Origin of the sequence: Pseudomonas sp. I3-I5, assembly GCF_022699445.1 — a bacterium.
Lineage (GTDB): Bacteria > Pseudomonadota > Gammaproteobacteria > Pseudomonadales > Pseudomonadaceae > Aquipseudomonas > Aquipseudomonas fulva.
Map to the genome: position 1 here is coordinate 79,385 of NZ_CP093940.1, position 26,035 is coordinate 105,419.

The window sequence follows — 26,035 nt, forward strand, 5'->3', positions numbered from 1 at the left end:
AATTTGTTATGCATAAAAAGCATTAACAAAGCTTTATTTATTCTTTTTAAGGTTGAAGAAATTCAGGCACATTCATTCCACAGGCACCCCAGCACAGGAGCTGCATCCCATGAGCCTCAAACTCGGCGATATCGCCCCGGATTTCGAACAGGATTCCAGCGAAGGCAAGATCCGTTTTCACCAATGGCTGGGCGACAGCTGGGGCGTGCTGTTCTCGCACCCTGCCGACTTCACCCCGGTATGCACCACCGAATTGGGGCTCACGGCCAAGCTCAAGGATGAATTCGCTAAGCGCGGAGTCAAGGCCATTGCACTGTCGGTCGACCCGGTCGACTCGCATCACCGTTGGATCGACGACATCAACGAAACCCAGCAGACCGTGGTCAACTTCCCGATCCTCGCCGACGCCGACCGCAAGGTGTCCGATCTGTACGACCTGATCCATCCAAATGCCAGCGATACCCTCACCGTACGCTCGCTGTTCGTCATCGACCCGAACAAGAAAGTTCGCCTGACGATTACCTACCCCGCCAGTACCGGGCGAAACTTCAACGAGATCCTGCGGGTCATCGACTCGTTGCAATTGACCGATTCGCACAAGGTCGCCACGCCAGGCAACTGGCAGGACGGCGACGACGTGGTGATCGTTTCTTCGCTCAAGGACGAAGAAGAGATCCGGCAACGCTTTCCAAAAGGCTACAAGGCGGTCAAACCCTATCTGCGTCTGACGCCTCAACCGAACCGAGCGTGAATACTGTGTTGCATAGCGCTTAGCCAAGCAGGGATTTTCGGGCCGTTTCGACGACCCTTTTTTTTGACAAAAAATTGGCCAGTAAATACCTAAATCGAATAAATAAAGAATTAAATATGATTTATAGATATATAAAGATGCTGATAATGTCGTCCTACCGTAACCCAAGGAAGCGCAGCAATGCTGGTCGTATCAATCGGTGGTAGCCCAAGTCCTCGCTCACGCTCAGGCGTGTTGCTCGAACGTTCGCGGCAGTGGCTCGAGCACCGTGGCGTTGAAGTCGTCACCCTGCAGGTGCGCGACTTTCCTGCCGAAGACTTGCTGCATGCCCGCTTCGACAGCCCGCACGTGCAGCACTTCCAACAGTTGGTGGCCCAGTCCGATGGACTGATCGTTGCCACGCCGGTGTACAAAGCGTCGTTCGCCGGCGCGCTGAAAACCCTGCTTGACCTGCTGCCCGAGCGCGCATTGGCCAACCGGGTAGTACTGCCCATCGCAACGGGCGGCAGCATTGCCCACATGCTGGCCGTGGATTACGCCCTCAAGCCCGTGCTGTCGGCTCTCAAGGCCCAGGAGACCCTGCAAGGGATCTTTGCCGACGACAGCCAGATCGCCTATGCCGAAGGCAATAAGCCGGCCCAGCTGGCGCCTGCCCTCGAAGAGCGGCTGCACGACTCGCTGGAAACCTTCCACCTGGCTCTGGCCAGGCGCCCGCGCCCGGTAGCACCCGGTGTGCTCAATGATCGCCTGATCAGTGCTCGCTGGAGCATCTGATCCGGCAAACCCGCTGTATCACCTTACTCGCCCGTTAACGAGGCAAGCAGGTGCAACCCGAACCCCATCGCACAGGAGAGCGCCATGCGCACAATCTTCTTGCGTCGTGGTCTGGTCGCCCTGTTTGCGGCGGCTGTGTCCCTCGGCGCCATCACCCAGGCACAGGCTGAAACCCTGCGCATCGGTTATCAGAAATACGGCACCCTGGTGCTGCTCAAGGCCAAGGGCACGCTGGAAAAGCGCCTGGCCGAGCAGGGCGTGCAGGTGCAGTGGACCGAGTTCCCCGGCGGCCCTCAGCTGCTCGAAGGGCTGAACGTCGGTTCTGTCGACTTCGGCGTGACCGGCGAAACGCCTCCGGTATTCGCACAGGCCGCCGGGGCCGACTTGCTGTACGTGGCCTACGAACCTCCCGCACCCCACAGTGAGGCCATCCTGGTGCCCAAAGACTCGCCGATCCAGTCGGTGCAGGCACTCAAGGGCAAGAAGGTCGCCCTCAACAAGGGCTCCAATGTCCATTACCTGCTCGTACGGGCACTCGAAGACGCAGGCCTGAAGTACACCGATATTCAACCGGTCTACCTGCCCCCGGCCGATGCGCGCGCAGCGTTCGAGCGTGGCAGTGTCGATGCCTGGGTGATCTGGGACCCGTACCAGGCCGCCGCCGAGCAGCAGCTGCAAGCCCGCACCCTGCGTGACGGCCAGGGCCTGGTAGACAACCATCAGTTCTACCTGGCCACGCGCAGTTATGCGAATCAGCACCCGGCCGTCATCAATACCGTCATCGAACAGGTACGTGCGGTCGGTGAGTGGTCGCAGGCCAACCCGCAGGAGGTCACCGACCAGGTCGCTCCGCTGCTTGGGCTCACGCCGGACATCACCCTGACGTCCGTCAAGCGCCAAGGCTATGGCGCAGCGCCCTTGACGCCGGACGTAGTGGCGGCCCAGCAGAAAATCGCAGACACCTTCCAGACGCTCAAGCTCATACCCAAGCCGCTGCGCATCAAGGACGTGATCTGGACACCCCCGGCCAAGGTTGCCAGTGCACCTTGATTGATCTGCCCGTGCCGGGCCTTCCCCGGCTCAGCTATCCCTTAGGAGACAACTCCAATGAGCCTCAACATCTTCTGGTTCCTCCCCACGCACGGTGATGGCAAATACCTGGGCACCGCGCAAGGCGCCCGGGCGGTCGACCATGGCTATCTGCAGCAGATTGCCCAGGCGGCCGACCGCCTGGGGTTCGGCGGCGTGCTGATACCCACCGGGCGCTCCTGCGAGGATTCCTGGCTGGTGGCCGCCTCCCTGATTCCTGTTACCGAACGGCTGAAGTTCCTGGTAGCCCTGCGCCCTGGGATCATCTCGCCGACAGTCGCCGCGCGGCAGGCCGCCACGCTCGATCGCCTGTCCAATGGCCGGGCGCTGTTCAACCTGGTAACCGGTGGTGATCCGGATGAGTTGGCCGGTGACGGCCTGCACCTCAATCATCAGGAGCGCTACGAAGCGTCTGTCGAGTTCACCCGCATCTGGCGCAAGGTGCTTGAAGGCGAAGAAGTCGACTACGACGGCAAACACATCCAGGTCAAAGGCGCGAAGCTGCTGTACCCACCCATCCAGCAGCCTCGTCCACCGTTGTATTTCGGTGGTTCGTCCGAAGCCGCCCAAGACCTGGCTGCAGAGCAGGTCGAGCTGTACCTGACCTGGGGCGAACCGCCCAGCGCGGTGGCTGAAAAGATCGCCCAGGTGCGCGATAAGGCAGCTGCTCAAGGGCGCGAGGTGCGGTTTGGCATTCGTCTTCATGTGATCGTGCGCGAGACCAATGCGCAAGCGTGGGAAGCGGCTGAAAAACTGATATCCCATCTGGACGACGACACCATCGCTCGCGCCCAGGCATCGCTTGCCCGTTTCGACTCGGTAGGGCAGCAGCGCATGGCCGCGCTGCACAATGGCAGCCGCGACAAGCTCGAAGTCAGCCCCAACCTGTGGGCTGGGGTAGGCCTGGTTCGCGGAGGTGCAGGCACTGCGCTGGTGGGCGATGGCCCGACCGTCGCCGCACGGGTCAAGGAGTATGCCGCCCTGGGCATCGACACTTTCATCTTCTCCGGTTACCCGCACCTGGAAGAGTCATACCGGGTGGCCGAACTGTTGTTCCCGCACCTGGACGTACAACGGCCTCAGCCTGCCACCGGCGGCGGCTACGTGAGCCCGTTCGGCGAGATGGTTGCCAACGACATCTTGCCCAAGTCCGTGGCCCAGCGATGAGGGGTACTGTATGAGTCGCAAAGCCTCGAATACCGTGACAGAGCGCTTGGCGCCCTGGGCGCTGCCGGTACTGCTGCTGGCCGCGTGGCAACTGGCGGTCAGCGCGGGCTGGCTGTCAACCCGCATTCTGCCAGCGCCAAGCGCCGTACTGTCAGCCGGCGTCGACCTGGTACGCAGTGGAGAGATCTGGACGCACCTGGCCATCAGCGGCTGGCGTGCCGGGCTGGGCTTCGTGATCGGTGGCAGCATTGGCCTGGTGCTGGGCTTCATCACCGGGCTGTCCAACTGGGGCGAGCGCCTGCTCGACAGTTCGGTACAGATGATCCGTAACGTGCCGCACCTGGCCCTGATCCCGCTGGTGATCTTGTGGTTCGGCATCGACGAGTCGGCGAAGATCTTTCTGGTCGCGCTGGGCACGCTCTTCCCCATCTACCTGAATACCTATCACGGGATCCGCAATGTCGACCCGGCCTTGGTGGAAATGGCGCGCAGCTACGGGCTTTCGGGGTTCAGCCTGTTTCGCCAGGTGATCCTGCCCGGTGCCTTGCCTTCGATACTGGTGGGCGTGCGCTTCGCACTGGGCTTCATGTGGCTGACCTTGATCGTCGCCGAAACCATTTCGGCCAACGCCGGCATTGGCTACCTGGCGATGAACGCCCGGGAGTTCCTGCAGACCGATGTGGTGGTGCTGGCCATCGTGCTGTACGCCGTGCTCGGCAAGCTCGCCGACCTGGCTGCCCGTGGCCTTGAGCGTGTGTGGCTGCGATGGCATCCGGCTTATCAAGTTGCCAGGAAGGAGGGCGCATGACCGTGCTCAAGGACAATCCGCCACACCTGCTGCGTGGCATTCCATTGGCCGCCAAGGGCCTGCGTAAAACCTTCGGCTCGCGCGAGGTGCTAAAAGGCATCGACCTGCATGTCCCGGCCGGCCAGTTCGTCGCCATCGTCGGCCGTAGCGGTTGCGGCAAAAGTACCTTGCTGCGCCTGCTGGCTGGGCTCGACCAACCAACGGCAGGGCAACTGCTGGCAGGTGCTGCACCGCTGGACGAGGCACGGGAAGAAACCCGCCTGATGTTCCAGGACTCGCGGCTGCTGCCGTGGAAAAAGGTCATCGACAATGTGGGGCTCGGCCTGTCCGGCGATTGGCGTGCCAGGGCGCTGGATGCGCTGGAGGCAGTGGGCCTGGCCGACCGCGCCAACGAATGGCCCGCAGCCCTCTCGGGCGGCCAGAAGCAGCGCGTTGCGCTTGCCCGCGCACTGATCCACCAACCGCGTCTGCTGTTGCTGGACGAACCGCTGGGTGCGCTGGATGCACTGACGCGCATCGAAATGCAGCAACTGATCGAGCGCCTGTGGGGCCAGCATGGTTTCACCGTGCTGCTGGTGACCCATGACGTCAGTGAAGCGGTTGCGGTGGCAGATCGCGTGATCCTGATCGAGGACGGCGAAGTCGGGCTCGACCTGACGGTCGACCTGCCACGGCCACGACCGCGCGGTTCGCACCGCCTGGCCGCGCTTGAAAGCCAAGTGCTCAACCGAGTCCTTTCTGCGCCGGGCACTGCGCCCGAGCCGGAGCCTGTTGCCCCCCTGCCCACGCAGTTGCGTTGGGCGCACTGAACCCCCAGAAGCCATCGAAAAGGAAACACTCCAATGACCATCAAAGCCATCAACGTCCGTAATCAGTTCAAAGGCACCGTCAAGGAAATCCTCGAAGGCCCGGTGCTGTCGGAAATCGACGTCCAGACCGCCTCGGGTATCGTCACATCGGTCATCACGACCCGCTCCGTACGTGAACTGGAACTGCAAGTGGGCAGCGAGGTGATTGCCTTCGTGAAGTCCACCGAGGTATCCATCGCCAAGCTGTGATCGAGCACGGGGCCGCCTTGCGGCCCCTCAGTGCGAACGCTTGACCAGAAAAGGTGGCAGGTACAAGCCCAGGTAGGCTTCGAATACCCGCTTGCCTTCTTCGGCCATGCGCGGGGTGATGGTCTCGTGCAATTGCATCGACCGGGCATACACCCGATCGCTCAATTCCATGGCCAAGGCGAACACATCCACATCCGCAGGCATCACCGGCAAGTGAAAGTGCTGGTCGAACAACCTGTGCATCAGGGCGCCGAGCTCCATGTCGTGCTGCCGGTCAGCCTGCATGACCTCGCTGAGGCCATGCTGCGCCAGGATCAACTGCCGCGCAGCGGCATCCTCGTTGTAGATATCCAGCATGCGTTGCTCGATCAACCGCGACAGCTCATGCCAGCGGGTGAGCATGCTGCTGTCGATCGGCGCGCCAAGCGCCTCGCGGAAAACCCTGTGTACATCGGCAGTCAGCGCTTCGAGCAGCGCAGGCACGCTGGCGAAGAAGTGGTAGACCGATGACGGCGGGATTTGCGCGCGCTCGGCCACGCTGTAGATCGACAGGCCAGCCACCCCGCCCTCGGCCAGGAGCTCGCGGGCAGCTGCCAGGATCGCTTCGATCCGGGCCTGGCTGCTGGCGCGTGGCTTGCGCGCTGGGATGCCGCGGGTCATCAGTTGCTGATTGCCAGGATACTGGCCTGGTAGGCGCCCACGAAGGTATCGAACTCGCCCACTTCTTCCTGTTCCAGCTGCGACTGTTTGGCCAGGGACTCGCGCGCCAGCGTTTCGAAGGCCTGCTGCTGGTCGGGGCTCAGGGGCTGCTCGCGCAGTGTCTGGGCGTGGAGACGGCTTTGTCGCAGCGAGAACGCGATGAAGCTCTCATCATGCTCGGTCATGCGCGCCAACACCTGGGCCGATGGGGTCAGCTCGGGGTCGTCGACCTTTGCCTGCTGGGCTTGCAGGGCCTTGGCGTGCTCATCCCCGCCCTGGGCCTGGTCGAGCAAGTCGGCCAATTGAGCGATCTGAGCAATCAGTTCGCTGGCCCAGTCCTTGAGCGGCACAGGCTGCCCATCACGCTGCAACTTCAGCCCTGGACGCCGGCCTTCTTTGACCACACTCAGGAAATTGCTGGTGCACTGGCTGCATTCGTTGTTGTTGAGCTGTGGGCTATCGTCCAGCGCGCAGAACAGCAAAAACGCATCGAGAAAGCGTGCTTCGGTGAGGTCGATGCCCACTGGCAGGAGCGGGTTGATGTCCAGGCAGCGCACCTCCACGTACTGCACGCCGCGCGAGGTGAGCGCCTGGATTGGACGTTCGCCGGAGTAGGTCACCCGCTTGGGACGGATGTTGGAGTAGTACTCGTTCTCGATTTGCAGAATGTTGGTGTTCAGCTGTACCCACTCGCCATCGACATGGGTACCGACCTCCACATAAGGTGGGTACGGCGTGCCTACCGCCTTGCGCAGGCTGTCGGTGTAGCTGGACAGGTTGTTGTAGCAGGGCGTCAGGCCCGCCTGGGCATTGCTCTGGTAGCCCAGGTCGCTCATGCGCAGGCTGGTGGCGTAGGGCAGGTAGAGGGTGTCGCCATCGAGCTCTTCGAGCTGGTGGGCGCGGCCCCGCAGAAAGCCCTTGTCCAAGGCGGGCGAAGCGCCGAACAGGTACATGAGCAGCCAGCTGTAGCGACGGAAATTGCGGATCAGGGCGATGTACGCGGCCGACTGATAATCCCGTTCGTTTTCAGTGCTGCCTTCGGCTTCGCGCAGCAATGGCCACAGGGCCTCGGGCAGCGAGAAGTTGTAATGGATGCCGGCAATGCACTGCATGGTGCGGCCGTAGCGCAGGGCCAGGCCCTTGCGATAGACATGCTTGAGCTTGCCGATGTTGGAAGTGCCGTACTCGGCGATGGGAATGTCTTCTTCAGCCGGCAGCGAACACGGCATCGACGGGCTCCAGAGGTACTCGTCGCCCAGCTTGGTGTAGACGAACCTGTGGATCTGCTCGAGGTTTTCCAGCACCGCAGCGGCGTCAGGCAGCGCCGGGGTGATGAATTCAAGCAATGATTCGGAGTAATCGGTGGTGATCTGTTCGTTGGTCAGCGCCGCGCCCAGTGCTTCGGGGTGCGGTGTCTGGGCCAGACGGCCACTGTCTGTCACGCGCAGGCATTCGCGCTCAATGCCGTGCAGACACTGCTTGAGCAAGGGGAGATTGGCGCCGAGCAAGCTCAGGCGGCGGTTGAGGAGTGTGCTCAAGATGTATTCCTTCACGCGTCAGTCGCCCCAATATGGGGGTAGAGATGACGGTCTACAAGGGTAGGGGGAAGGGAACGGGCGTTATCGCCTGGTTTACCGCGGCCCCAGCAGTGCGCGCGCACTGCCGAAGTTACCGCAGATAGTGCTTTGTGAGCTAGAGCGCGACGAAGGTTCCTTGCGCCTTGGCAACCAGCTTGTCGTCCTGGACTACGTCAGCGTCGACCACCAGCGTGCGTCTGCCTGCGTGCAGCACCCGAGCGGTGCACAGCACCTCGCCATCGCTGACGGCGCGCAGGTAGTTGATCTTGCATTCGAGGGTGACGCTCTGCTGGTCGAAGCCGTGGCTGGACGAGCAGGCCAGCCCCATGGTGATGTCCACCAGGCTGAAGATCGCCCCGCCATGAAGCTTCTGGCCACGGTTGCGCAGGTGCGGCGCCACCGCCAGGCTCACCTCGGCAACGCCCGCTTCCAGGCGTTGCAGGCTGCAGCCCAGCAATTGGCTGAAGGCGCTTTGCACGTACTCGGGTGCCACGTCCATCACTTCTTCTTCAACTGCTTGGCGTTGGCGAACAGGGCAGCCATGGCGTTGTTGGCCGGCGCTGCAGTGGCGGTCTCGCGCTGACGGGGCGCTGGCTGTTGACGGCCACCCCCCTGGCCACGTCCGCCACCCCGGTTGCCTTCGACCTTCTCGCCCGGCGTATCGCTCATGCGCATGGACAGGCCGACACGCTTGCGCGGGATGTCCACTTCCATGACCTTGACCTTGACCACATCGCCGGCCTTGACCGCTTCGCGTGGGTCTTTGACGAACTTTTCCGACAGCGCCGAGATATGCACCAGCCCATCCTGGTGCACGCCGATGTCCACGAAGGCGCCGAAATTGGTGACGTTGGTCACTACGCCTTCCAGGATCATCCCAGGCTCCAAGTCCTTGAGGTCCTCGACCCCGTCCTGGAAGGTGGCCGTCTTGAACTCCGGACGCGGGTCGCGGCCAGGCTTGTCCAGTTCCTGCAGGATGTCGGTCACCGTGGGCAGGCCGAAGGTTTCGTCGGTGAATTTCTTTGGGTCCAGGCGCTTGAGGAAGCTGCTGTCCCCGATCAGCGAGCGGATGTCCCGGTCGGTGTTGGCGGCGATGCGCTGCACCAGCGGGTAGGCCTCGGGGTGAACGGCAGACGCGTCCAGCGGGTTGTCGCCGTTCATCACGCGCAGGAAGCCTGCGGCCTGCTCGAAGGTTTTTTCACCCAGCCGGCTGACTTTCTTCAAGGCTGCACGGGTGGCGAACGGGCCGTTGGCATCGCGATGGGCGACGATGTTCTGTGCCAGGGTCGTGTTCAACCCCGAAATACGCGTGAGCAGGGCGACCGACGCGGTGTTCACGTCCACGCCAACGGCGTTCACGCAGTCCTCGACGACGGCGTCGAGGCCGCGTGCCAGCTTCACTTGCGACACGTCGTGCTGGTACTGGCCCACGCCGATGGACTTGGGATCGATCTTGACCAGCTCGGCCAGTGGATCCTGCAGACGACGGGCAATCGAGACCGCGCCACGGATCGACACATCCAGATCGGGGAATTCCCGGGCCGCCAGCTCCGATGCCGAGTACACCGAGGCGCCGGCTTCGGAGACCATGACCTTGGTGATCTTCAGGGCAGGGTACTGCTTGACCAGGTCAGCCACCAGCTTGTCGCTCTCGCGGCTGGCGGTGCCATTGCCGATGGCGATCAGCTCGACCGAATGCTTGGCGCACAGCGCAGCCATTACCGAGAGCGTGCGGTCCCATTCGTTCCTGGGTGCATGGGGATACACGGTGGTGTAGTCGAGCAGCTTGCCGGTGGCATCGACCACGGCGATCTTGCAGCCCGTGCGCAGGCCAGGGTCGAAGCCCAGCGTGGCGCGCGGGCCAGCGGGCGCTGCCAGCAGCAGGTCATGCAGGTTGTGGGCGAAGACGTTGATCGCCTCACCCTCGGCATTGTCGCGCAGTTCACCGAACAGGTCGGTCTCCAGGTGGGTGTAGAGCTTGACCTTCCAGGTCCAGCGCACCACTTCACCCAGCCATTTGTCGGCCGCGCGGCCACGGTTCTCGATGCCGACGTGCTCGCCGATCATCAGTTCGCACGGGTGCAGGGTACCCGGCAGCTCTTCGCCCACTTTCAGCGAAGCGCTGAGTACACCTTCGTTGCGCCCGCGGAAGATCGCCAGCGCGCGGTGCGACGGCGCGCTGCGCAGCAGTTCGTCATGGGCGAAGTAGTCGCGGAACTTGGCACCTTCCTCTTCCTTGCCGGGCACCACGCGTGCGCTGAGCACCGCTTCCTGCTTCAGGAAACTGCGCAGTTTGTCGAGCAGGGCTGCATCTTCGGCGAAACGCTCCATGAGGATGTACTTGGCCCCCTCCAGCGCAGCCTTGACGTCTGCCACGCCCTTGTCGGCGCTGACAAAGCGCGCCGCTTCGCTTTCCGGGACCAGGGACGGGTCGGCGAACAGGCTGTCGGCCAGCTCGCCCAGACCGGCTTCCAGGGCGATCTGGCCCTTGGTGCGGCGCTTTTGCTTATAGGGCAGGTAGAGGTCTTCGAGGCGCGTCTTGGTGTCGGCCAGCTTGATCTCGCGCGCCAGTTCCGGCGTCAGCTTGCCTTGCTCCTCGATGCTGGCAAGGATGCTGATGCGACGCTCGTCGAGCTCGCGCAAGTAGCGCAGGCGCTCTTCCAAATGGCGCAGCTGGGTGTCGTCCAGGCTACCGGTCACCTCTTTACGGTAACGGGCGATGAAAGGCACGGTAGAGCCTTCGTCCAACAGGCCCACGGCCGCCTCGACCTGTTGTGGGCGTACGCCCAGTTCCTCGGCGATACGGCTGTTGATGCTGTCCATGTAAACCACCTGACGTTCTTGAATACGGAGTCGCCGGTGGGCCTTTCGCCCGACGGCGCTGGATGAAAGCGGCGCATTATACCCATCGCAAACAGCTTGCGGTGATGGCCTGGCGCCAGTTGGAAGTGGCGTCCCGGGAAAAATCTGCTAACAATGCTCACGGCACGCGTTGTAGCGGCTACGCCATAATGCGCAGCGATACCAGAGGAGTAATTCATGACCGGCACGCCAACTACCGCTGAAGGTGAAAAAATTCTGATCGTCGATGACGATCCAGGGCTCAGCAGCCTGCTTGAACGTTTCTTCACCAGCAAGGGTTATCGTGCCCGCGCGGTCCCCAACACCGAGCAGATGGACCGCCTGCTCCAGCGTGAAGTGTTCAACCTGGTGGTGCTCGACCTGATGCTACCGGGCGAAGACGGCTTGTCCGCCTGCAAGCGCCTGCGCCAGCACAACAACCAGATTCCCATCATCATGCTCACGGCCAAGGGTGACGAGCTCAGCCGCATCAAGGGCCTGGAACTGGGCGCCGACGACTACCTCGGCAAGCCATTCAACCCCGACGAGCTGATGGCCCGGGTCAAGGCCGTGCTGCGCCGTCAGGCGCCTTCGGTACCCGGTGCGCCGGGCAGCGAGGACGAGTCGGTCACCTTCGGCGACTACGAGCTGTCCCTGGCCACCCGCGAACTCAAGCGTGGCAACGAAGTGCACATGCTCACCACGGGTGAATTCGCTGTGCTCAAGGCCCTGGTGATGCATGCCCGCGAACCGTTGACCCGCGACAAACTCATGAACCTGGCACGCGGGCGTGAATGGGATGCGCTGGAGCGCTCCATCGACGTACAGATCTCGCGCCTGCGCCGCATGATCGAACCAGACCCGTCCAAACCGCGCTACATCCAGACGGTATGGGGTGTGGGCTATGTGTTCGTACCGGACGGAAACGCCGGCAAATGACGCTGCTGCCTAGATGAAGACGCCGCTGTGGTTTCCGCAGAGTTTCTTCGCGCGCACCTTGTGGCTGGTGCTGATCGTCGTTCTGTTCTCCAAGGCGTTGACCCTGGTCTACCTGCTGATGAACGAGGACGTCTTGGTCGATCGCCAGTACAGCCACGGCGTGGCATTGACCTTGCGCGCCTATTGGGCGGCCGACGAAGAAAACCGTGACCAGATCGCCGAAGCGGCAGGCCTGATCCGGGTGACCGGTGCAGGCGTACCCGAGGGCGAGCAACACTGGCCCTATAGCGAGATTTACCAACGGCAGATGCAGGCCGAGCTTGGCGAGGACACCGAGGTACGGCTGCGTATCCATGCGCCGCCTGCCTTGTGGGTCAACGCGCCCAGCCTGGGCCCGGGCTGGTTGAAGGTGCCGTTGTACCCCCACCCGTTGCGCGGGCAGAAAATCTGGAACGTGCTGGGCTGGTTCCTGGCCATCGGCTTGCTGTCCACCGCATCGGCCTGGATATTCGTGCGTCAATTGAACCAGCCGCTCAAACGACTGGTGTTCGCCGCGCGCCAGCTTGGCCAGGGGCGCAGTGTGCGCCTGCCGGTCAGCGACACGCCCAGCGAAATGACCGAGGTGTACAAAGCCTTCAACCAGATGGCCGAAGACGTCGAGCAAGCCGGGCGCGAGCGCGAGTTGATGCTTGCCGGCGTGTCCCACGACTTGCGCACCCCGCTGACCCGGCTGCGGCTTTCACTGTCCCTGCTCGGCAGCGACAGTGAGCTGAGCGACGACATGGTGCGCGACATCGAAGACATGGACGCCATTCTCGACCAGTTCCTGGCGTTCATTCGCGACGGGCGTGACGAACCCCTCGAAGAAGTCGATCTTGCAGCGTTGGTGCGTGAAGTGGTTGCACCCTACAACCAGCCCGAGGAGCGTGTTCGGCTGTGCCTGGAGCCCATACCGCCGTTTCCAGTGCGCCGGGTATCGCTCAAGCGCATGCTGGGCAACCTGATTGGCAACGCCCTGCACCATGCGGGCAAGGGCGTCGAGGTTGCAGCCTATGTCTCGGGGGATGAAAGCGCCCCGTACGTGGTACTGAGCGTGCTTGATCGGGGGGCAGGGATCGACGAATCCGAGCTCGAGACCATCTTCAACCCGTTCATTCGGGGTGACCGTGCGCGAGGCGGCAAAGGCACCGGGCTGGGCCTGGCCATCGTCAAGCGAATTGCCGCCCAGCATGGCGGAAACGTCGAACTGCGCAATCGTTCCGGAGGCGGTATCGAAGCACGGGTACGGTTACCCTTGGGGTTGCTGTTGCCGCGCAACGCTGTCTGACCGCAAGCTTGGCCTGGCGTGCTTCCAAGGGGCGATCAGCCACCGAGGAAGCCGGCGGGCCTGGCAGGCGGCCAGCGGGGTGATCAGCCCTTGCCCTTGGTCCGGGTCTGGTTGGGCCCGCCGTTCTTCTCCAGGTGTTCGAAGATCATGCCGGCTACGTCCTTGCCGGTAGTCACCTCGATGCCCTCCAGCCCCGGTGACGAGTTCACCTCCATCACCAGTGGGCCGTGGTTGGAGCGCAGAATGTCGACCCCGGCCACGCTCAAGCCCATCACCTTGGCTGCACGGATGGCCGTCATGCGCTCTTCCGGGGTGATCTTGATCAGGCTGGCAACACCACCACGGTGCAGGTTGGAGCGGAACTCGCCCGGTTTGGCCTGGCGCTTCATCGAGGCGATCACCTTGTCACCCACCACAAAGCATCGGATATCGGCACCACCGGCTTCCTTGATGTACTCCTGCACCATGATGTTCTGCTTGAGCCCCATGAAGGCTTCGATCACCGATTCGGCCGCCTTGGTGGTTTCGCACAGCACCACGCCAATGCCCTGGGTGCCCTCGAGGACCTTGATCACCAGCGGGGCGCCGTGGACCATCTGGATCAGGTCCGGAATATCATCGGGCGAATGGGCAAAGCCGGTGACCGGCAGGCCAATGCCACGGCGCGACAGCAATTGCAGCGAGCGCAGCTTGTCGCGCGAGCGTGCGATGGCGACCGATTCGTTGAGCGGGTACACCCCCATCATTTCGAACTGGCGCAGCACAGCGCAGCCATAGAAAGTGACAGAGGCACCAATGCGCGGGATGACTGCATCGAACCCTTCCAGTGGCTTGCCGCGGTAGTGAATCTGCGGCTTGTGGCTGGCGATGTTCATGTAGGCCCGCAGGGTATCGATCACCACCATCTCGTGACCACGCTGGGTACCGGCTTCGACCAGGCGGCGGGTGGAATACAGACGCGGATTACGCGAAAGCACAGCGATCTTCATGCAGCACCTGTCAAGGTAGTGTGGGTGGCCGGAAAGGCAGGTTTGTCTTGTACGTACTTCAGGCCCGGATTGACGACCAACTGGCCGTGAATCAGGGCCTTGGAACCCAGCAACAGGCGGTAACGCATGCTCTTGCGGCAAGCCAGGGTAAATTCGACTGCCCATACCCTGTCACCCAACGCGAGCGTGGTGCGAATGACATAACGGGTTTGGGCGTGGCCATTGGAGCTTCGGATGGTTTTCATGCTCACCAGCGGCGCCTCGCAGCGGCGGTGACGCAATTGCACGATCGAACCCAGGTGCGCAGTGAATCGGACCCACGGCTGGCCGTTGCGTTCGAAAGGTTCTATCTCGGTTGCATGCAGGCTGGAGGTGCTGGCGCCGGTGTCGATCTTGGCGCGTAACCCTGCCACGCCCAGCTCGGGCAAGGCTACCCATTCCCGCAGGCCAATTACAGTCAGATGATCAAATGTCTTCACGAAACGCACCCAGCGGATGAGAGAGTGAACTGTAAGCATGGCGGGGAATTTTTGCATCCGATGCTTACGGTAGTACAGTTCCCCCAATCACGGAATTCGAGGTATCGGGATGGCACAGAAAGTCGAAGATGACGACAAGGTTCGCCTGGACAAGTGGTTGTGGGCAGCGCGTTTCTACAAGACGCGTGCGCTGGCCAAGGCGGCCATCGAAAGTGGCAAGGTGCATTGCCGTGGTGAGCGATGCAAACCGGGCAAGGAGCCGCGGGCGGGCGATGAATTCGTCCTGCGTACAGGCTTCGACGAGCGCACGGTGGTGGTAAAAGCGCTGTCGGCGGTGCGCCGCGGTGCGCCTGAAGCGCAGGCTTTGTATGAAGAAACCGAAGAAAGCGTGCGCCGGCGCGAGCAGGCTGCGGCGCTGCGCAAGGCCGGTGCCACCGGTGTCACCACCGATGGGCGGCCGACCAAGAAGCAGCGCCGCCAGATACATCAGTTGCACGGAAGCTTCGAGTAGCTGTGGCCGCATGGCGGCCCAGGCCTCAGCGCAACACGGCCATTCGGCCGACCAGCGGCAACCTGCCCAACAGCCTGAACAGCGGAGCGGTCCAGCGCACCAGCGCAGCACTGCTTCTGGCCGCCAGGGGCGTATACAGGCTCCAGCCCAGTGCCAGCACCGCCATCAACAGGCCGCCGATGTAGTCATCCTGGCCCCAGTGTGCGCCAGCGACCAGGCGTGGCAGCATGAACACCACAGCCAGCCCCCAGATCACCAGGTACTGCCCGACGCGGCGGCTGAAGACGCTCATGAACAACGCCCAGATGAGCAATACCGAGGCATGATCGCCCGGGAAGCTCTTGCTGGAACGGTCCTTCAGCTCCCAGGTTGCCTCCAGGTGTGGGTAGTAGTCGCTCAGGTGAACGGCGCCATCGAGCATCATCGACGGGCTGTTGTGTTGCCAGCCGGCCGCGTCGACCCACTTGGAAAACAGTGCCCGAATCACCACTAAGAGCAGTAGCGTGACCAGAAAGCCGAAAAATGCCTGGCGAACCTGGGCAGCCTTGAACACCCAGTCGCCGCGGATCAGCGTGGCCAGCAGGATCAGGCCGACGACGATGTCGAACGGGCGCAGGCTGCCGACGGTCCAGATGTAGCGCCAGGCAGTGTTTTCAGCCAGCGGTGCATTGAGGCTGTGGAACAGCCATTCGTCGAATGCCAGGCACAGCATCTGGCCAACAGGCCATAACCAGAAACACAGTAGTGCGATGGGCAGTAGCGTACAGGCTACCAATGGCCCCCAGGACCACCTCGCTTGGAACAGTGGTCGATTGTCCATAAGATACCTCGATCTCCTAACGGGAATGAGCGCCCGAAACGCTCGACGACGGGATTGCAAATCCCGGCAATTATCTTGTCATTATTTTCAGATAGCCAGACAACCATGAGCGATTTGCCAGATACAGATTTCACCCAACGTTTCATCTTCGACGAGCGCGATGTGCGCGGCGAGTGGGTGTCTCTCGATGACAGCTACGCCGCGGTTTTGGCGCGTCACGAGTACCCGGCGCCGGTCAAGACCTTGCTCGGCGAGCTGATGGCCGCCACCGCGCTGCTGGTTGGTGCCCTCAAGTTCGACGGCCTGCTGATCCTGCAGGCGCGCTCGGCAGGGCCTATCCCCTTGCTGATGGTCGAGTGCTCCGGGGACCGCGACATCCGTGGCATGGCCCGCTACGAGGCCGACCAGATTGCAGCCGATGCCACCCTGTCCGAGCTGATGCCAGGCGGGCACCTGACGCTGACCATCGATCCGGTCAGGGGCCAGCGCTACCAGGGCACTGTCGAACTAGACGGCGCCGACCTCTCGGAATGCTTCACCAACTACTTCGTGCAATCCCAACAGCTGAACACGCGTTTCTGGCTGCACGCCGAGGCCGGCAAGGCCCGTGGTCTGCTGCTTCAGCAACTGCCGCGTGACCGTCAGCCTGATGACGAGGAACGTGAGGACAGCTGGCAGCATGTAGTGGCCCTGGCCAAGACCCTCAAGCCGCAAGAGTGGGAGGAAGCCAACGAAACCCTGCTTCACCGCCTGTACCACGAAGATGCCGTGCGGCTGTTCGACATTCAGCCCCTGCGCTTCAATTGCAGCTGCTCGCGCGAGCGTTCCGGCAATGCGCTGGTAAGCCTGGGCGAAGCCGATGCCAAGGCGCTGGTGGAGGAATGCGGCGGTACGGTGGAGATCGACTGCCAGTTCTGCAATGAGCGGTATTTCTTCGATGCCAGCGATGTCGCACAGCTCTTTGCGGGCGGCGGCACGGACTCTGCCTCAGAAACTCTTCACTGAAACGTTTCACTACAGGAGATTCTCCTGTCGAATTGCGCAAAAGCTCGGTTCTGACAGGAGGGGCCTACTTTTTTTGGGCGTTTCTGGCATAATCCGGCCACTTTTTTCGCTGTAGTAGTTTTTCTGAAACGACTACAAAACGTTTGGAGCACTCGGCCTCGGGCCGGATGGGGTATCTCATGACGCAAGCCAACAACACCGTGTACACCGACCTGAGCGTCGATGAGCTGGTAAAAGAAGCGCTGCAACGCGGTGAAGGTGTACTAGCCGACACGGGTGCACTGGTCGTGGAGACCGGCCACCGTACCGGCCGTTCCCCGGCTGACCGTTTCATCGTCGAAGAACCTTCCACTCAGGACGCCATCGCCTGGGGCCCGATCAACCGCAAGTTCCCGGCCGACAAGTTCGATGCCTTGTGGGACCGCGTCGAGGCGTTCAACAACGCCCAGGATCACTTCGTTTCCTACGTCCACGTAGGGGCGGCGGCCGAGCACTACCTGCCGGTCAAGATGACGACCCAGACGGCCTGGCAGAACCTGTTCGGTCGTTGCCTGTTCATCAACCCGGAGCAGTTCAACCCGGCTGGCCGTGGCGAATGGCAGATCCTCAACGTCGCCAACTTCGTCTGCGAGCCTGAGCGTGATGGCACCAACTCCGATGGTTGCGTGATCATCAACTTCGCCCAGAAGAAAGTGCTGATCGCTGGCATGCGTTACGCTGGCGAAATGAAAAAAGCCATGTTCTCGGTACAGAACTTCCTGCTGCCGGCTGCCGACGTACTGCCAATGCACTGCGCGGCCAACATCGGCGAAGAGGGTGATGTCACCCTGTTCTTCGGTCTGTCCGGCACCGGCAAGACTACGCTGTCGGCTGATGAGAGCCGTTACCTGATCGGTGACGACGAGCACGGTTGGGGTGAAGGTGTCGTCTTCAACATGGAAGGTGGCTGCTACGCCAAGTGCATCGACCTGTCCGAGAAGAACGAGCCGGTCATCTGGAAAGCCATCAAGCATGGCGCCGTGCTGGAAAACGTCGTGCTCGATGCCAACAAGCACGCCGACTACAGCGACGTCAGCCTGACCCAGAACAGCCGCGCCGCCTACCCGTTGGAGCACGTGGCCAAGCGCTCCGAGGCGAACCTGGGTGGCGAGCCGAACGCGGTCATCTTCCTGACCTGCGACCTGACTGGCGTACTGCCTCCCGTGTCGATCCTGAACAACGAGCAGGCGGCCTACCACTTCCTGTCCGGCTACACCGCGCTGGTCGGCTCCACCGAAATGGGCTCGGGCGGCGGCATCAAGTCGACCTTCTCCACCTGCTTCGGCGCGCCGTTCTTCCCGCGTCCTGCTGGTGAATACGCCGAGCTGCTGATCAAGCGCATCAACGGCTTCAACTCCAAGGTCTACCTGGTTAACACCGGCTGGACGGGCGGTGGCTACGGTGTGGGCAAGCGCTTCAGCATTCCGACCACCCGTGCCGTGATCGCTGCCATCCAGAGCGGCGCGTTGGTCGGTGCTGAAACCGAGCACCTGGACATCATCAACCTGGACGTACCGAAGTCGGTACCAGGCGTCGAGACTGACCTGCTCAACCCGCGCACCAACTGGGCTGACAAGGCTGCCTACGACGAAGCCGCCAAGGGCCTGGCCAACCTGTTCATCGAAAACTTCAAGAAGTTCGATGTGTCCGATGCCATCAAGGCTGCGGGTCCTCAGCTGTAAGCTGAAGCAGGTTGTAGTAAAAAAGCCGCCCTTCGAGGCGGCTTTTTGCTGGGAGCTTCAAAAAGGTTGGTTCGGTCAAACGGCTCATTTTCTGATTCACTGTGTCCATCCAATGTGAAACCGCGAGCCTGCCCGATGATCCAGCCTCCTCAGCGCACTGCCTTTTCTCACGTGCATCCGATCCTTACCCGCGCGCAAGACAACGACGCCAACGGCCATATCGCGGGCTCGACCGTGCATGCTTATTTCGAAACGGCCATTCAGGCCTTTTTGATTGAGCAAGCCGGACTGGATCTGCGCGACGGCGCATTGGCGGCATTCGTGGTCAGCTCGGCGGCGGACTTCTATGCCCTGCCGGGCTTTCCGGACGTACTGGAGGTTGCGCTGGGTGTGACGCGTCTGGCTGGGAGCACCGTGGAGTACCGGCTGGCGCTGTATCGTCCTGGTGAAGCCCAGGCTTGTGCGGCGGGGACGGTGGTGCAAGTGTTCATCGACCGAGCCAGTGGCCAGCCGGTTGCGCTGCCGGCGCAGTTGGCGGCGAGGTTAGCGGCGCTTGCAGAGCAGGCCCCATGAAAAAACCCCGCCTCAAGGCGTAATGCTGTTCATTTAGGGCCGCTCCGCGACCCATCGCGGCACAAGGCCGCTCGCACAGTGACTGCGTGACGCTTGAGTTAGCGGGCTCACTGGGCATCGTGGGAGCGGCCTTTGTGCCGCGATGGGCCGTGAAACGGCCCCAACACGCTTAAGTGAACAGCATTACGCCTCAAGGCGGGGTCTTTGCGCAGCGGTTACCGCTGCCCCATCAAGGGTGGCGATGACGGCCGTGCTTGCGGTGGCCGTAATGGTGACCACGGTCCCAGTGACGGCGGTCGTCGTAGTCGCGGCGGTAGCGGCGATGGTCGCGGCGATCATCCTGATCAGCCTTGTTGCCCATGTAGTTGCCCAGGGCACCGCCTGCGCCGCCGCCAGCGGCTGCACCGATGTAGCTGCCGGTGGTGCCGCCAACGGTACGGCCCACCACGTTGCCGCCTGCTGCGCCCAGCGCACCGCCGATGGCCGCTTCGCCACGCTGACGTTTGTCGGCGCCCACCGCACTGCCGGCGGCACCGCCCAGGCCTGCGCCTATGGCGCCGCCTGTGCTACCACCGATGGACTGGCCTACGACTGAGCCCAGTACCCCACCCAATGCGCCGCCAATGCCGGCCTCGGTGGAGCCGCCTGCCATGGCAACGCCGCTGAGCAAGCTGAAAGACAACAACAGAATCGAGGAGTACTTCTTCATTCAAGAGAGCCTCAGAGTGATGACGAGGCGAATGTGCTTCTATCTGCAGCCAGTGGCAACGAATATCCGACGAATTGCACGGGTTGTACACAATTCGTCAACTCATTGATTTATAAGTGAAACTTTGTCTTTTTTTTGCGGTCTTATGCTCTTGTGACCCAGCCCTGCTCCTGTACTGGACCAGGGCTTTTTCATTCAGAGTATTCGCCCGTCGTCCTCTGCGCGTTCCAGTTTGATCGCAATGAACTTGGACGTGGGTGTGTGACTACCCTCGCCAATGCTCTCCAGCGGTACCAAAGGGTTCACTTCTGGATAATAGGCCGCTGCCTGCCCTGCAGGTATGTCGAACGCCAGCAGAGTGAAGCCGCGCACGCGGCGTACATGCTCATCCCCCCACAGTGAAACGATGTCGACCTTCTGGCCAGGCTGAAAGCCCAGCCGAACAATGTCGGCTTCGTTGGCGAACAACACGTCGCGCTGGCCGCGTACGCCTCGGTAACGGTCATCCAGGCCATAGATGGTGGTGTTGTACTGATCGTGCGAGCGCATCGATTGCAGCACCAAGTCCGGCACCTGGCCGCTGTTACGTACACGTTCGTCGATCAGGGAGTCTGGCAGCAAGTTGGCCTTGAAGTTGGCGCGGCCATTGGCCGTGGCCCACTCGCGCCGGGCGGCGCTATTACCCAGGTAGAACCCCCCAGGCTGGCGCATGCGCTGATTGAAATCAGCGAAGCCTGCAATGGTGTCGGCGATCAGGGCTCGAATGCGGTCGTAGTCGGCCACCAGCCATTGCCAGTCCACAGGGTGTTTGCCCAGGGTGGCTGCAGCGATGCCAGCGATGACCGCAGGTTCGGACCGCATCTGCCGGGACAGTGGCTTGAGCTGGCCGTTGGAGCCATGGACCATGCTGAACGAGTCTTCGACGGTGACCGCCTGAGGCCCGTCCGCTTGCATATCGATATCGGTGCGGCCCAGGCAAGGCAGGATAAGCGCCTGCTTGCCGTGAACCAGGTGGCTGCGGTTGAGCTTGGTGCTGATGTGCACGGTCAGTTCGCAGTTGCGCAGCGCCCGCGCGGTGCGCTCGGTGTCAGGTGTGGCCTGGGCGAAGTTGCCGCCTAGCCCGATGAACACCTTGGCGTGCCCCTGGAGCATGGCATGGATGGCTTCGACGGTGTTGTGCCCGTTCTTGCGCGGCACCGGGAAGCCGAAGCGCGCTTCGATGGCGTCGAGCAGGGCGGCAGGCGGACGCTCGTTGATACCCATGGTGCGGTCGCCCTGCACGTTGCTGTGACCGCGAACCGGGCACAATCCGGCCCCTGGCGCGCCGATGTTGCCGCGCAGCATTTGCAGGTTGACCAGTTCCTGGATGGTCGGCACCGAGTGACGGTGCTGGGTGATGCCCATGGCCCAGCACATGATCACGCGCTGGCTCCGGCAGTACATACGGGCGGCCAGTTCGATGTCTTCGAGTGCCAAGCCCGACTGCTGCTGGATATGCGCCCACGGCGTGGCATCGACCACCGCCAGGTAGTCGTCCAGGCCGTGCCCGTGCTCAGCGATGAAGGCGTGGTCGAAGACCGCCGGCTCGCCCTTGGCTTGCGCTTCACGCTCCCATTGCAGGGCGAACTTGGCCATGCCGCGCAGCATGGCCATGTCGCCACCCAGCGCCGGGCGGAAGAACGCGGTATTGGTGGGGCGGTCGCTGTTGGTCAGCATCTCCAGCGGGTTTTGCGGGTGCTGGAAGCGTTCCAGACCACGCTCCTTGAGCGGGTTGATGCACACCACCTGCGCACCGCGTTTCACCGCATCGCGCAGCGGGTCCAGCATGCGAGGATGGTTGGTGCCCGGGTTCTGGCCCCAGACGAAGATGGCATCGGCGTGCTCGAAATCCTCGAACGTGACGGTGCCCTTGCCCACCCCGACGCTCTGCCCCAGCGCCACACCGCTGGCCTCGTGGCACATGTTCGAGCAGTCCGGAAAATTGTTGGTGCCGTAGGCGCGCACGAAGAGCTGGTACAGGTACGCCGCTTCGTTGCTGGCGCGCCCGGAGGTATAGAACTCGGCCTGGTCAGGGCTTGCGAGCTTGTTCAGCTCTCGGCCGATGAGGGCGAACGCGGCGTCCCAGCTGATGGGCTGGTAGCGATCACTGGTGGCGTCGTACACCATCGGTTCGGTCAGTCGGCCTTGGTACTCCAGCCAGTAGTCGCTTTGTTGCAACAACGAGGTAACGCTGTAGCGGGCGAAGAAGGCGGCGTCCACGCGGCGTTTGGTGGCTTCCCAGTTGACGGCCTTGGCGCCGTTTTCGCAGAACTTGACCATGCCGCTTTCGGGCGAGTCGCCCCAGGCGCAACCCGGGCAATCGAAGCCACCGTTCTGGTTGGTCTTGAGCAGGGCGCGGATGTTCTTCAGCGGGTTGTCGCTGCCAACCCAGGCTTTGGCCACGCTGCGCAGTGCACCCCAACCGCCGGCAGGACCGTGGTAGGGCTTGTAGCGAGGGGAAGAGGCTGGGGCGTTTTTCGGAATAGGCTGATACGAGGTCACGGCTGTTACGACTCCGCCGCCGGGCTGTAGACCCGCGGTGCGCTGTGTTTGGGCAAATGAATGAGGTTGAGGTTGTGCCTGCGTGCCCATTGCAGGGCCAGGCCCGTTGGTGCCGACAGGCTGACCAGGGTCTGGATGCCGGCGCGCAATACTTTCTGGATCAGTTCCAGGCTGCAACGGCTGGTGACGATGGCCAGGCCTCCGTCGCTGTCGATGCCCTGGCGCAGCAGTGCGCCAATGAGCTTGTCGAGGGCGTTGTGCCGGCCAATGTCTTCGCGGCCCAGCAGCAGTTCGCCATGGCGGTCCATGAACAAGGCCGCATGCACGGCGCCGCAGTGCTGGCCCAGCGGCTGGAAGGCGTCGATGCGCTGGCGCAGGCCGACCAGCCACTGTGCAGGCGGCAACGGGGCGCCGGGCAGCTTGGCCAGGTCCGGCAGCGCCTGCTCCAGGGCTTCGACGCCGCACATGCCACAGCCGCTGGTGCCGGCCAGCTGGCGGCGTTGGTTCTTCAGGTTCCAGAAAGCGCGGCTGGAGATTTCCAGGTCCGCGTACATCGACGCGCCACTTCCCGACAGTTTGACGTCGTAGATTTCGGCGGTGCTTTCAACGATGCCGCTGCCCACACTAAAACCAACGGCAAAATCTTCCAGGTCGGTCGGGCTGACGAGCATGACGGCCTGGTTCAGGCCGTTGTACACGATCGCCAGGGCGACTTCTTCGGCCAGTGGCGTGCTGCCAGGCTGGCCATCGCCGAGCTGGACGTAATCATAGGTAGTGCTGGCGGCGGGCAGGGCTAACGGTAACGAGGCCGCACAGAACGGTGGCTTGCTGTTCATCCAGGCGTGCTCTTGATCGGCGATTGGGCGCCGGCTTACTGAGGCTACAAGCCTAGGCTTGCCCGCCGGCGACGTCTAATTGCTAGGGTCTATGCCGTGATAGACCGCGTCGATAGGTCGCAGTGCGATGACTGACTGAGTCATGGCCTAGACTTCACTGTCCAACGGTTTCACATCAACAAGGAGAGCGTCATGAGTCTATTCAGCTTTGTGAAGGAAGCAGGCGAGAAGTTGATCGATCTGCTAACCCCCGGCAATGCCAAGGCCGAGGAGCAGTTGAAAAAGCACGTTGAAAACGTCGGGTTGGGTAACCCCAACATCACCGCCACCGTGGAAGGCGACATAGTCACCCTCAAGGGCGAGGTAGCGAGCCAGGAAGAGAAAGAGAAGATCATTCTGGCAGCCGGCAACATTGAAGGTGTGGCCAGCGTCGACGATCAGATCACCGTCACCGGCCCAGTAGCCCAGGCTGCGCGCTTCGTGACCGTGGAGAAGGGCGATACTCTGAGCGCCATCTCCAAGCGGGTGTACGGCGATGCGAACAAGTACCAGAAGATCTTCGAGGCCAACAAGCCCATGCTGTCGGATCCGAACAAGATCTACCCGGGCCAGGTGTTGCGTATTCCCGAGTAACGGGTAAGCCTGTCTATAGGCTTGTCACCGCAACCCGCGCCCATGGCGCGGGTTTGCGTTCACAGTCCGTGCAGTAATTCCCGATAGTCCTCGACAGCTGCGAACTCCGCGGTATCCCGAGGCTGCGCCTGGCTGTCCGGCTGACGCACCGCCAGCAAGTGGCCCACGCCGAATTGCCGGGCACTGCGCAAGATGGGCAATGTGTCGTCGATGAACAGGCTGCGGGCAGGTTCAAAGCCGATATCGGCTTGCAAGGCATCCCAGAACTGCGGGCTTTCCTTGGGAAACCCATAGTCGTGGGAGCTGATCATACGGTCGAAGTAGGATGCCAGTTCGATGCGCTCGAGTTTGAGCGACAGTGAATCGCGGTGTGCATTGGTGATCATGATTACCCGCTTGCCTGCCTGGCTGATCGCGGCCAGAAAGGTATCGGCATCGGGTCGCAAGGCGATCAGGTCGGCGATTTCGCGCTTGAGCTCGCGGATCGGCAAGCGCAGCTCACGGCTCCAGAAGTCCAGACAGTACCAGTTCAACGTGCCGGCGTTGCGCTCGAACAGCGGTTCGAGTTCCAGCTGCGCCATCGCCCGGCTCACGCCGTGCAGTTCTGCATAGCGCTGCGGCAGGTGCTCCAGCCAGAAGCGGTTGTCATAGTGCAGGTCGAGCAGTGTGCCATCCATGTCCAGCAGGACAGTGTCGATGGCGGACCAGGGAAGAACAGGCATGGGAAACTCTCGTTCGGTCGGCAAGCCACGGTATAGTAACCCGTTCACGCCAAGGAGCCCCCCATGCGCCAGAAACCTACCGTCCTCAGCCGCGAAATCGTCGCCAGCAGCCGCCTGTTCCGAGTCGAGGCCGTCGAGTTGCGGTTCAGCAACGGCGTGGAACGCACCTACGAGCGGCTGGTGGGCCGGGGTAACGGTTATGGCGCGGTGATGATCGTGGCCATGCTCGATGCCGAGCACGCGGTCCTGGTCGAAGAGTACTGCGGTGGAACTGACGAATATGAACTGTCCCTACCCAAGGGCCTGATCGAGCCCGGCGAGGACGTGCTGGCGGCAGCTGACCGAGAGCTCAAGGAAGAAGCCGGCTTTGGTGCACGGCAACTGGAGCACCTGACCGAGCTTTCCCTGTCTCCGGGCTACATGAGCCAGAAAATCCAGGTGGTGCTGGCCACCGACCTGTATGAGGAACGGTTGGAAGGCGATGAGCCGGAGCCGATGGGCGTGGACAAGGTCAACCTGCGGGAGCTGTCGGCCTTGGCCATGCACCCGCAGTTCAGCGAAGGTCGCGCGCTGGCTGCCTTGTACCTGGCCCGTGACCTGCTGATCCAGCGCGGGGTACTGGCACTATGAACGATCAGCAAATGATGCAGGGCGTGGTGGCGTTGGCGCTGTCGGCGGGCGAGGCGATCCTGCCGTTCTGGCGCGCCGATGTGGCCGTCGTCAACAAGGCCGACGACTCGCCCGTCACGGCTGCGGACCTGGCTGCACACCAGGTGATTGCAAAGGGCTTGCAGGCTCTGGCCCCGCACATTCCCGTTCTGTCCGAAGAAGACTGCGATATCCCACTGGTGGAGCGCCAGACGTGGCGACGTTGGTGGTTGGTCGACCCGCTCGACGGCACCAAGGAGTTCATTGCCGGCAGTGAGGAATTCACGGTCAACATTGCCTTGATCGATCAGGGCGAGGTGGTGTTCGGGGTGGTATCGATGCCCACTTCGGGGCGTTGCTATTTCGGCGGCCGGGCCCTGGGTGCCTGGCGAGCGGAGCGGGGTGAAACCGCGCAGGCCATCCAGGTGCGCGCCACCCCGCCTGCCGGGTCGCCTTTCACCGTGGTTGCCAGCCGCCGGCACTCCAGCCCTCGGCAAGAGGCTTTGCTGAACGGGTTGGGTGCTGCGGTGGGGCCGCTTGATTTGGTTTCGGTGGGCAGTTCGCTGAAGTTCTGCCTGCTGGCCGAAGGCAGCGCCGACTGCTACCCGCGTTTGGCGCCGACCTCCCAGTGGGACACGGCGGCTGCTCAGGGTGTGGTCGAAGGTGCCGGGGGCGAGGTGATCGAGGTCGACGGCCAACCCTTCCGGTATCCGGCGCGCGAATCGCTGCTCAATCCCTACTTCCTGGCCCTGCCGGCGGGGGCTGGTTGGCGAGAGGCCTTGCTTGCGCTTGTTTGATTCACGCGAGTAAGCGCGGCG

The 26,035-nt window shown here is 62.4% G+C and carries 27 protein-coding genes; 16 read left to right on the top strand and 11 right to left on the bottom strand.

The features are described 5' to 3' along the window. Window positions 1-109: 109 nt before the first annotated feature. From MOP87_RS00320 to MOP87_RS00350, 7 genes are all read left to right on the top strand, one after another. The gene (locus tag MOP87_RS00320) at window positions 110-751 is read left to right on the top strand and encodes a peroxiredoxin (RefSeq protein ID WP_028688182.1); all 642 of its coding nucleotides are present in this window, start codon (window positions 110-112) and stop codon (window positions 749-751) included. Window positions 752-931: 180 nt separating this feature from the next. Further along, entirely contained in the window at window positions 932-1,525 is a 594-nt protein-coding gene (gene ssuE, locus MOP87_RS00325) for an NADPH-dependent FMN reductase (protein ID WP_242809991.1), read from the top strand. An 84-nt stretch (window positions 1,526-1,609) separates the two neighbouring features. Continuing rightward, on the top strand, window positions 1,610-2,575 hold the full coding sequence (locus MOP87_RS00330; RefSeq protein WP_027914129.1) for a sulfonate ABC transporter substrate-binding protein: 966 nt from the start codon (window positions 1,610-1,612) through the stop codon (window positions 2,573-2,575). 57 nt (window positions 2,576-2,632) lie between these two features. Beyond that, the gene (gene ssuD, locus MOP87_RS00335) at window positions 2,633-3,781 is read left to right on the top strand and encodes an FMNH2-dependent alkanesulfonate monooxygenase (protein ID WP_027914128.1); all 1,149 of its coding nucleotides are present in this window, start codon (window positions 2,633-2,635) and stop codon (window positions 3,779-3,781) included. Window positions 3,782-3,791: 10 nt separating this feature from the next. Further along, the gene (gene ssuC / locus MOP87_RS00340; protein WP_027914127.1) at window positions 3,792-4,589 is read left to right on the top strand and encodes an aliphatic sulfonate ABC transporter permease SsuC; all 798 of its coding nucleotides are present in this window, start codon (window positions 3,792-3,794) and stop codon (window positions 4,587-4,589) included. Beyond that, complete coding sequence (gene ssuB, locus MOP87_RS00345; protein WP_027914126.1) at window positions 4,586-5,398, top strand: aliphatic sulfonates ABC transporter ATP-binding protein; 813 nt, start codon at window positions 4,586-4,588, stop codon at window positions 5,396-5,398. The genes ssuC and ssuB overlap by 4 nt, the downstream gene beginning before the upstream one ends. Window positions 5,399-5,431: 33 nt before the next feature. Further along, on the top strand, window positions 5,432-5,647 hold the full coding sequence (locus tag MOP87_RS00350) for a molybdopterin-binding protein (protein WP_003255829.1): 216 nt from the start codon (window positions 5,432-5,434) through the stop codon (window positions 5,645-5,647). 27 nt (window positions 5,648-5,674) lie between these two features. Here the strand turns inward: MOP87_RS00350 and MOP87_RS00355 are convergent, their stop codons facing one another. The 4 genes from MOP87_RS00355 to MOP87_RS00370 all read right to left on the bottom strand — a co-directional run bounded on the left by MOP87_RS00355 (window position 5,675) and on the right by MOP87_RS00370 (window position 10,746). Continuing rightward, entirely contained in the window at window positions 5,675-6,307 is a 633-nt protein-coding gene (locus tag MOP87_RS00355) for a TetR/AcrR family transcriptional regulator (RefSeq protein ID WP_027914125.1), read from the bottom strand. Then, window positions 6,307-7,899 (bottom strand): glutamate--cysteine ligase, encoded by a 1,593-nt coding sequence (gene gshA / locus MOP87_RS00360; RefSeq protein WP_027914124.1) that lies wholly within the window; start codon window positions 7,897-7,899, stop codon window positions 6,307-6,309. The genes MOP87_RS00355 and gshA overlap by 1 nt, the downstream gene beginning before the upstream one ends. A gap of 139 nt (window positions 7,900-8,038) precedes the next feature. Further along, window positions 8,039-8,422, bottom strand: a complete 384-nt coding sequence (locus MOP87_RS00365) for a PaaI family thioesterase (RefSeq protein ID WP_033694972.1) — start codon at window positions 8,420-8,422, stop codon at window positions 8,039-8,041. Next, the gene (locus MOP87_RS00370) at window positions 8,422-10,746 is read right to left on the bottom strand and encodes a Tex family protein (protein ID WP_027914122.1); all 2,325 of its coding nucleotides are present in this window, start codon (window positions 10,744-10,746) and stop codon (window positions 8,422-8,424) included. The genes MOP87_RS00365 and MOP87_RS00370 overlap by 1 nt, the downstream gene beginning before the upstream one ends. A gap of 216 nt (window positions 10,747-10,962) precedes the next feature. Here MOP87_RS00370 and ompR point away from each other — a divergent pair, with 216 nt between their 5' ends. Both ompR and MOP87_RS00380 read left to right on the top strand, forming a co-directional pair. Then, window positions 10,963-11,703, top strand: coding sequence for a two-component system response regulator OmpR (ompR, locus tag MOP87_RS00375; protein ID WP_027914121.1), 741 nt, complete (start codon window positions 10,963-10,965; stop codon window positions 11,701-11,703). 13 nt (window positions 11,704-11,716) lie between these two features. Continuing rightward, complete coding sequence (locus tag MOP87_RS00380) at window positions 11,717-13,030, top strand: ATP-binding protein (protein ID WP_027914120.1); 1,314 nt, start codon at window positions 11,717-11,719, stop codon at window positions 13,028-13,030. An 83-nt stretch (window positions 13,031-13,113) separates the two neighbouring features. Here the strand turns inward: MOP87_RS00380 and rimK are convergent, their stop codons facing one another. Beyond that, window positions 13,114-14,019 (bottom strand): 30S ribosomal protein S6--L-glutamate ligase, encoded by a 906-nt coding sequence (gene rimK, locus MOP87_RS00385; protein ID WP_027914119.1) that lies wholly within the window; start codon window positions 14,017-14,019, stop codon window positions 13,114-13,116. Next, window positions 14,016-14,432 (bottom strand): ATP-dependent zinc protease, encoded by a 417-nt coding sequence (locus tag MOP87_RS00390; protein WP_230396037.1) that lies wholly within the window; start codon window positions 14,430-14,432, stop codon window positions 14,016-14,018. The genes rimK and MOP87_RS00390 overlap by 4 nt, the downstream gene beginning before the upstream one ends. A 175-nt stretch (window positions 14,433-14,607) precedes the next feature. On the opposite strand from MOP87_RS00390, the gene MOP87_RS00395 reads away from it, so the two are divergent. Continuing rightward, on the top strand, window positions 14,608-15,009 hold the full coding sequence (locus MOP87_RS00395; RefSeq protein ID WP_242809992.1) for a S4 domain-containing protein: 402 nt from the start codon (window positions 14,608-14,610) through the stop codon (window positions 15,007-15,009). A 25-nt stretch (window positions 15,010-15,034) separates the two neighbouring features. Here MOP87_RS00395 and MOP87_RS00400 read toward each other — a convergent pair whose 3' ends face one another. Then, window positions 15,035-15,829, bottom strand: coding sequence for a phosphatase PAP2 family protein (locus MOP87_RS00400; RefSeq protein ID WP_027914117.1), 795 nt, complete (start codon window positions 15,827-15,829; stop codon window positions 15,035-15,037). Between the two features lie 105 nt (window positions 15,830-15,934). Between MOP87_RS00400 and hslO the strand changes: the two genes are divergently transcribed. The 3 genes from hslO (at window position 15,935) to MOP87_RS00415 (ending at window position 19,128) form a co-directional block, all read left to right on the top strand. After that, on the top strand, window positions 15,935-16,834 hold the full coding sequence (gene hslO / locus MOP87_RS00405) for an Hsp33 family molecular chaperone HslO (RefSeq protein ID WP_028688178.1): 900 nt from the start codon (window positions 15,935-15,937) through the stop codon (window positions 16,832-16,834). Between the two features lie 179 nt (window positions 16,835-17,013). Beyond that, window positions 17,014-18,555, top strand: coding sequence for a phosphoenolpyruvate carboxykinase (locus MOP87_RS00410; protein WP_023535742.1), 1,542 nt, complete (start codon window positions 17,014-17,016; stop codon window positions 18,553-18,555). 135 nt (window positions 18,556-18,690) lie between these two features. Beyond that, on the top strand, window positions 18,691-19,128 hold the full coding sequence (locus tag MOP87_RS00415; protein WP_027914114.1) for a thioesterase family protein: 438 nt from the start codon (window positions 18,691-18,693) through the stop codon (window positions 19,126-19,128). Between the two features lie 229 nt (window positions 19,129-19,357). Here the strand turns inward: MOP87_RS00415 and MOP87_RS00420 are convergent, their stop codons facing one another. The 3 genes from MOP87_RS00420 to fdhD all read right to left on the bottom strand — a co-directional run bounded on the left by MOP87_RS00420 (window position 19,358) and on the right by fdhD (window position 23,214). Further along, window positions 19,358-19,837, bottom strand: coding sequence for a glycine zipper domain-containing protein (locus tag MOP87_RS00420; protein ID WP_027914113.1), 480 nt, complete (start codon window positions 19,835-19,837; stop codon window positions 19,358-19,360). A gap of 195 nt (window positions 19,838-20,032) precedes the next feature. Then, a complete protein-coding gene (locus tag MOP87_RS00425) occupies window positions 20,033-22,378 on the bottom strand; it encodes an FdhF/YdeP family oxidoreductase (RefSeq protein ID WP_242809993.1) in 2,346 nt (781 codons plus the stop codon). 5 nt (window positions 22,379-22,383) lie between these two features. After that, the gene (fdhD, locus tag MOP87_RS00430) at window positions 22,384-23,214 is read right to left on the bottom strand and encodes a formate dehydrogenase accessory sulfurtransferase FdhD (RefSeq protein ID WP_242809994.1); all 831 of its coding nucleotides are present in this window, start codon (window positions 23,212-23,214) and stop codon (window positions 22,384-22,386) included. A gap of 192 nt (window positions 23,215-23,406) precedes the next feature. Here fdhD and lysM point away from each other — a divergent pair, with 192 nt between their 5' ends. Next, the gene (gene lysM / locus MOP87_RS00435) at window positions 23,407-23,847 is read left to right on the top strand and encodes a peptidoglycan-binding protein LysM (protein ID WP_242809995.1); all 441 of its coding nucleotides are present in this window, start codon (window positions 23,407-23,409) and stop codon (window positions 23,845-23,847) included. A gap of 59 nt (window positions 23,848-23,906) precedes the next feature. Here lysM and yrfG read toward each other — a convergent pair whose 3' ends face one another. Beyond that, window positions 23,907-24,569 carry a GMP/IMP nucleotidase gene (gene yrfG / locus MOP87_RS00440; protein WP_140174874.1) on the bottom strand — a complete coding sequence of 221 codons (663 nt, stop codon included), beginning with the start codon at window positions 24,567-24,569 and terminating at the stop codon, window positions 23,907-23,909. Window positions 24,570-24,632: 63 nt separating this feature from the next. Between yrfG and nudE the strand changes: the two genes are divergently transcribed. Continuing rightward, window positions 24,633-25,199, top strand: coding sequence for an ADP compounds hydrolase NudE (gene nudE, locus MOP87_RS00445; RefSeq protein ID WP_023535727.1), 567 nt, complete (start codon window positions 24,633-24,635; stop codon window positions 25,197-25,199). Then, window positions 25,196-26,014: a 3'(2'),5'-bisphosphate nucleotidase CysQ gene (gene cysQ / locus MOP87_RS00450; protein ID WP_242809996.1), complete on the top strand. Its 819-nt coding sequence runs from the start codon at window positions 25,196-25,198 to the stop codon at window positions 26,012-26,014. The genes nudE and cysQ overlap by 4 nt, the downstream gene beginning before the upstream one ends. The last annotated feature ends 21 nt before the right edge of the window (window positions 26,015-26,035 follow it).

Excerpts from the sequence above, each read along its gene's own strand:
- MOP87_RS00320 (WP_028688182.1), top strand. The coding sequence starts at position 110 with ATGAGCCTCAAACTCGGCGATATCGCCCCGGATTTCGAACAGGATTCC.
- ssuE (WP_242809991.1), top strand. The coding sequence starts at position 932 with ATGCTGGTCGTATCAATCGGTGGTAGCCCAAGTCCTCGCTCACGCTCA.
- MOP87_RS00330 (WP_027914129.1), top strand. The coding sequence starts at position 1,610 with ATGCGCACAATCTTCTTGCGTCGTGGTCTGGTCGCCCTGTTTGCGGCG.
- ssuD (WP_027914128.1), top strand. The coding sequence starts at position 2,633 with ATGAGCCTCAACATCTTCTGGTTCCTCCCCACGCACGGTGATGGCAAA.
- ssuC (WP_027914127.1), top strand. The coding sequence starts at position 3,792 with ATGAGTCGCAAAGCCTCGAATACCGTGACAGAGCGCTTGGCGCCCTGG.
- ssuB (WP_027914126.1), top strand. The coding sequence starts at position 4,586 with ATGACCGTGCTCAAGGACAATCCGCCACACCTGCTGCGTGGCATTCCA.
- MOP87_RS00350 (WP_003255829.1), top strand. The coding sequence starts at position 5,432 with ATGACCATCAAAGCCATCAACGTCCGTAATCAGTTCAAAGGCACCGTC.
- MOP87_RS00355 (WP_027914125.1), bottom strand. The coding sequence starts at position 6,307 with ATGACCCGCGGCATCCCAGCGCGCAAGCCACGCGCCAGCAGCCAGGCC.
- MOP87_RS00365 (WP_033694972.1), bottom strand. The coding sequence starts at position 8,422 with ATGGACGTGGCACCCGAGTACGTGCAAAGCGCCTTCAGCCAATTGCTG.
- MOP87_RS00370 (WP_027914122.1), bottom strand. The coding sequence starts at position 10,746 with ATGGACAGCATCAACAGCCGTATCGCCGAGGAACTGGGCGTACGCCCA.
- ompR (WP_027914121.1), top strand. The coding sequence starts at position 10,963 with ATGACCGGCACGCCAACTACCGCTGAAGGTGAAAAAATTCTGATCGTC.
- MOP87_RS00380 (WP_027914120.1), top strand. The coding sequence starts at position 11,717 with ATGAAGACGCCGCTGTGGTTTCCGCAGAGTTTCTTCGCGCGCACCTTG.
- rimK (WP_027914119.1), bottom strand. The coding sequence starts at position 14,019 with ATGAAGATCGCTGTGCTTTCGCGTAATCCGCGTCTGTATTCCACCCGC.
- MOP87_RS00395 (WP_242809992.1), top strand. The coding sequence starts at position 14,608 with ATGGCACAGAAAGTCGAAGATGACGACAAGGTTCGCCTGGACAAGTGG.
- MOP87_RS00400 (WP_027914117.1), bottom strand. The coding sequence starts at position 15,829 with ATGGACAATCGACCACTGTTCCAAGCGAGGTGGTCCTGGGGGCCATTG.
- hslO (WP_028688178.1), top strand. The coding sequence starts at position 15,935 with ATGAGCGATTTGCCAGATACAGATTTCACCCAACGTTTCATCTTCGAC.
- MOP87_RS00410 (WP_023535742.1), top strand. The coding sequence starts at position 17,014 with ATGACGCAAGCCAACAACACCGTGTACACCGACCTGAGCGTCGATGAG.
- MOP87_RS00415 (WP_027914114.1), top strand. The coding sequence starts at position 18,691 with ATGATCCAGCCTCCTCAGCGCACTGCCTTTTCTCACGTGCATCCGATC.
- MOP87_RS00420 (WP_027914113.1), bottom strand. The coding sequence starts at position 19,837 with ATGAAGAAGTACTCCTCGATTCTGTTGTTGTCTTTCAGCTTGCTCAGC.
- fdhD (WP_242809994.1), bottom strand. The coding sequence starts at position 23,214 with ATGAACAGCAAGCCACCGTTCTGTGCGGCCTCGTTACCGTTAGCCCTG.
- lysM (WP_242809995.1), top strand. The coding sequence starts at position 23,407 with ATGAGTCTATTCAGCTTTGTGAAGGAAGCAGGCGAGAAGTTGATCGAT.
- yrfG (WP_140174874.1), bottom strand. The coding sequence starts at position 24,569 with ATGCCTGTTCTTCCCTGGTCCGCCATCGACACTGTCCTGCTGGACATG.
- nudE (WP_023535727.1), top strand. The coding sequence starts at position 24,633 with ATGCGCCAGAAACCTACCGTCCTCAGCCGCGAAATCGTCGCCAGCAGC.
- cysQ (WP_242809996.1), top strand. The coding sequence starts at position 25,196 with ATGAACGATCAGCAAATGATGCAGGGCGTGGTGGCGTTGGCGCTGTCG.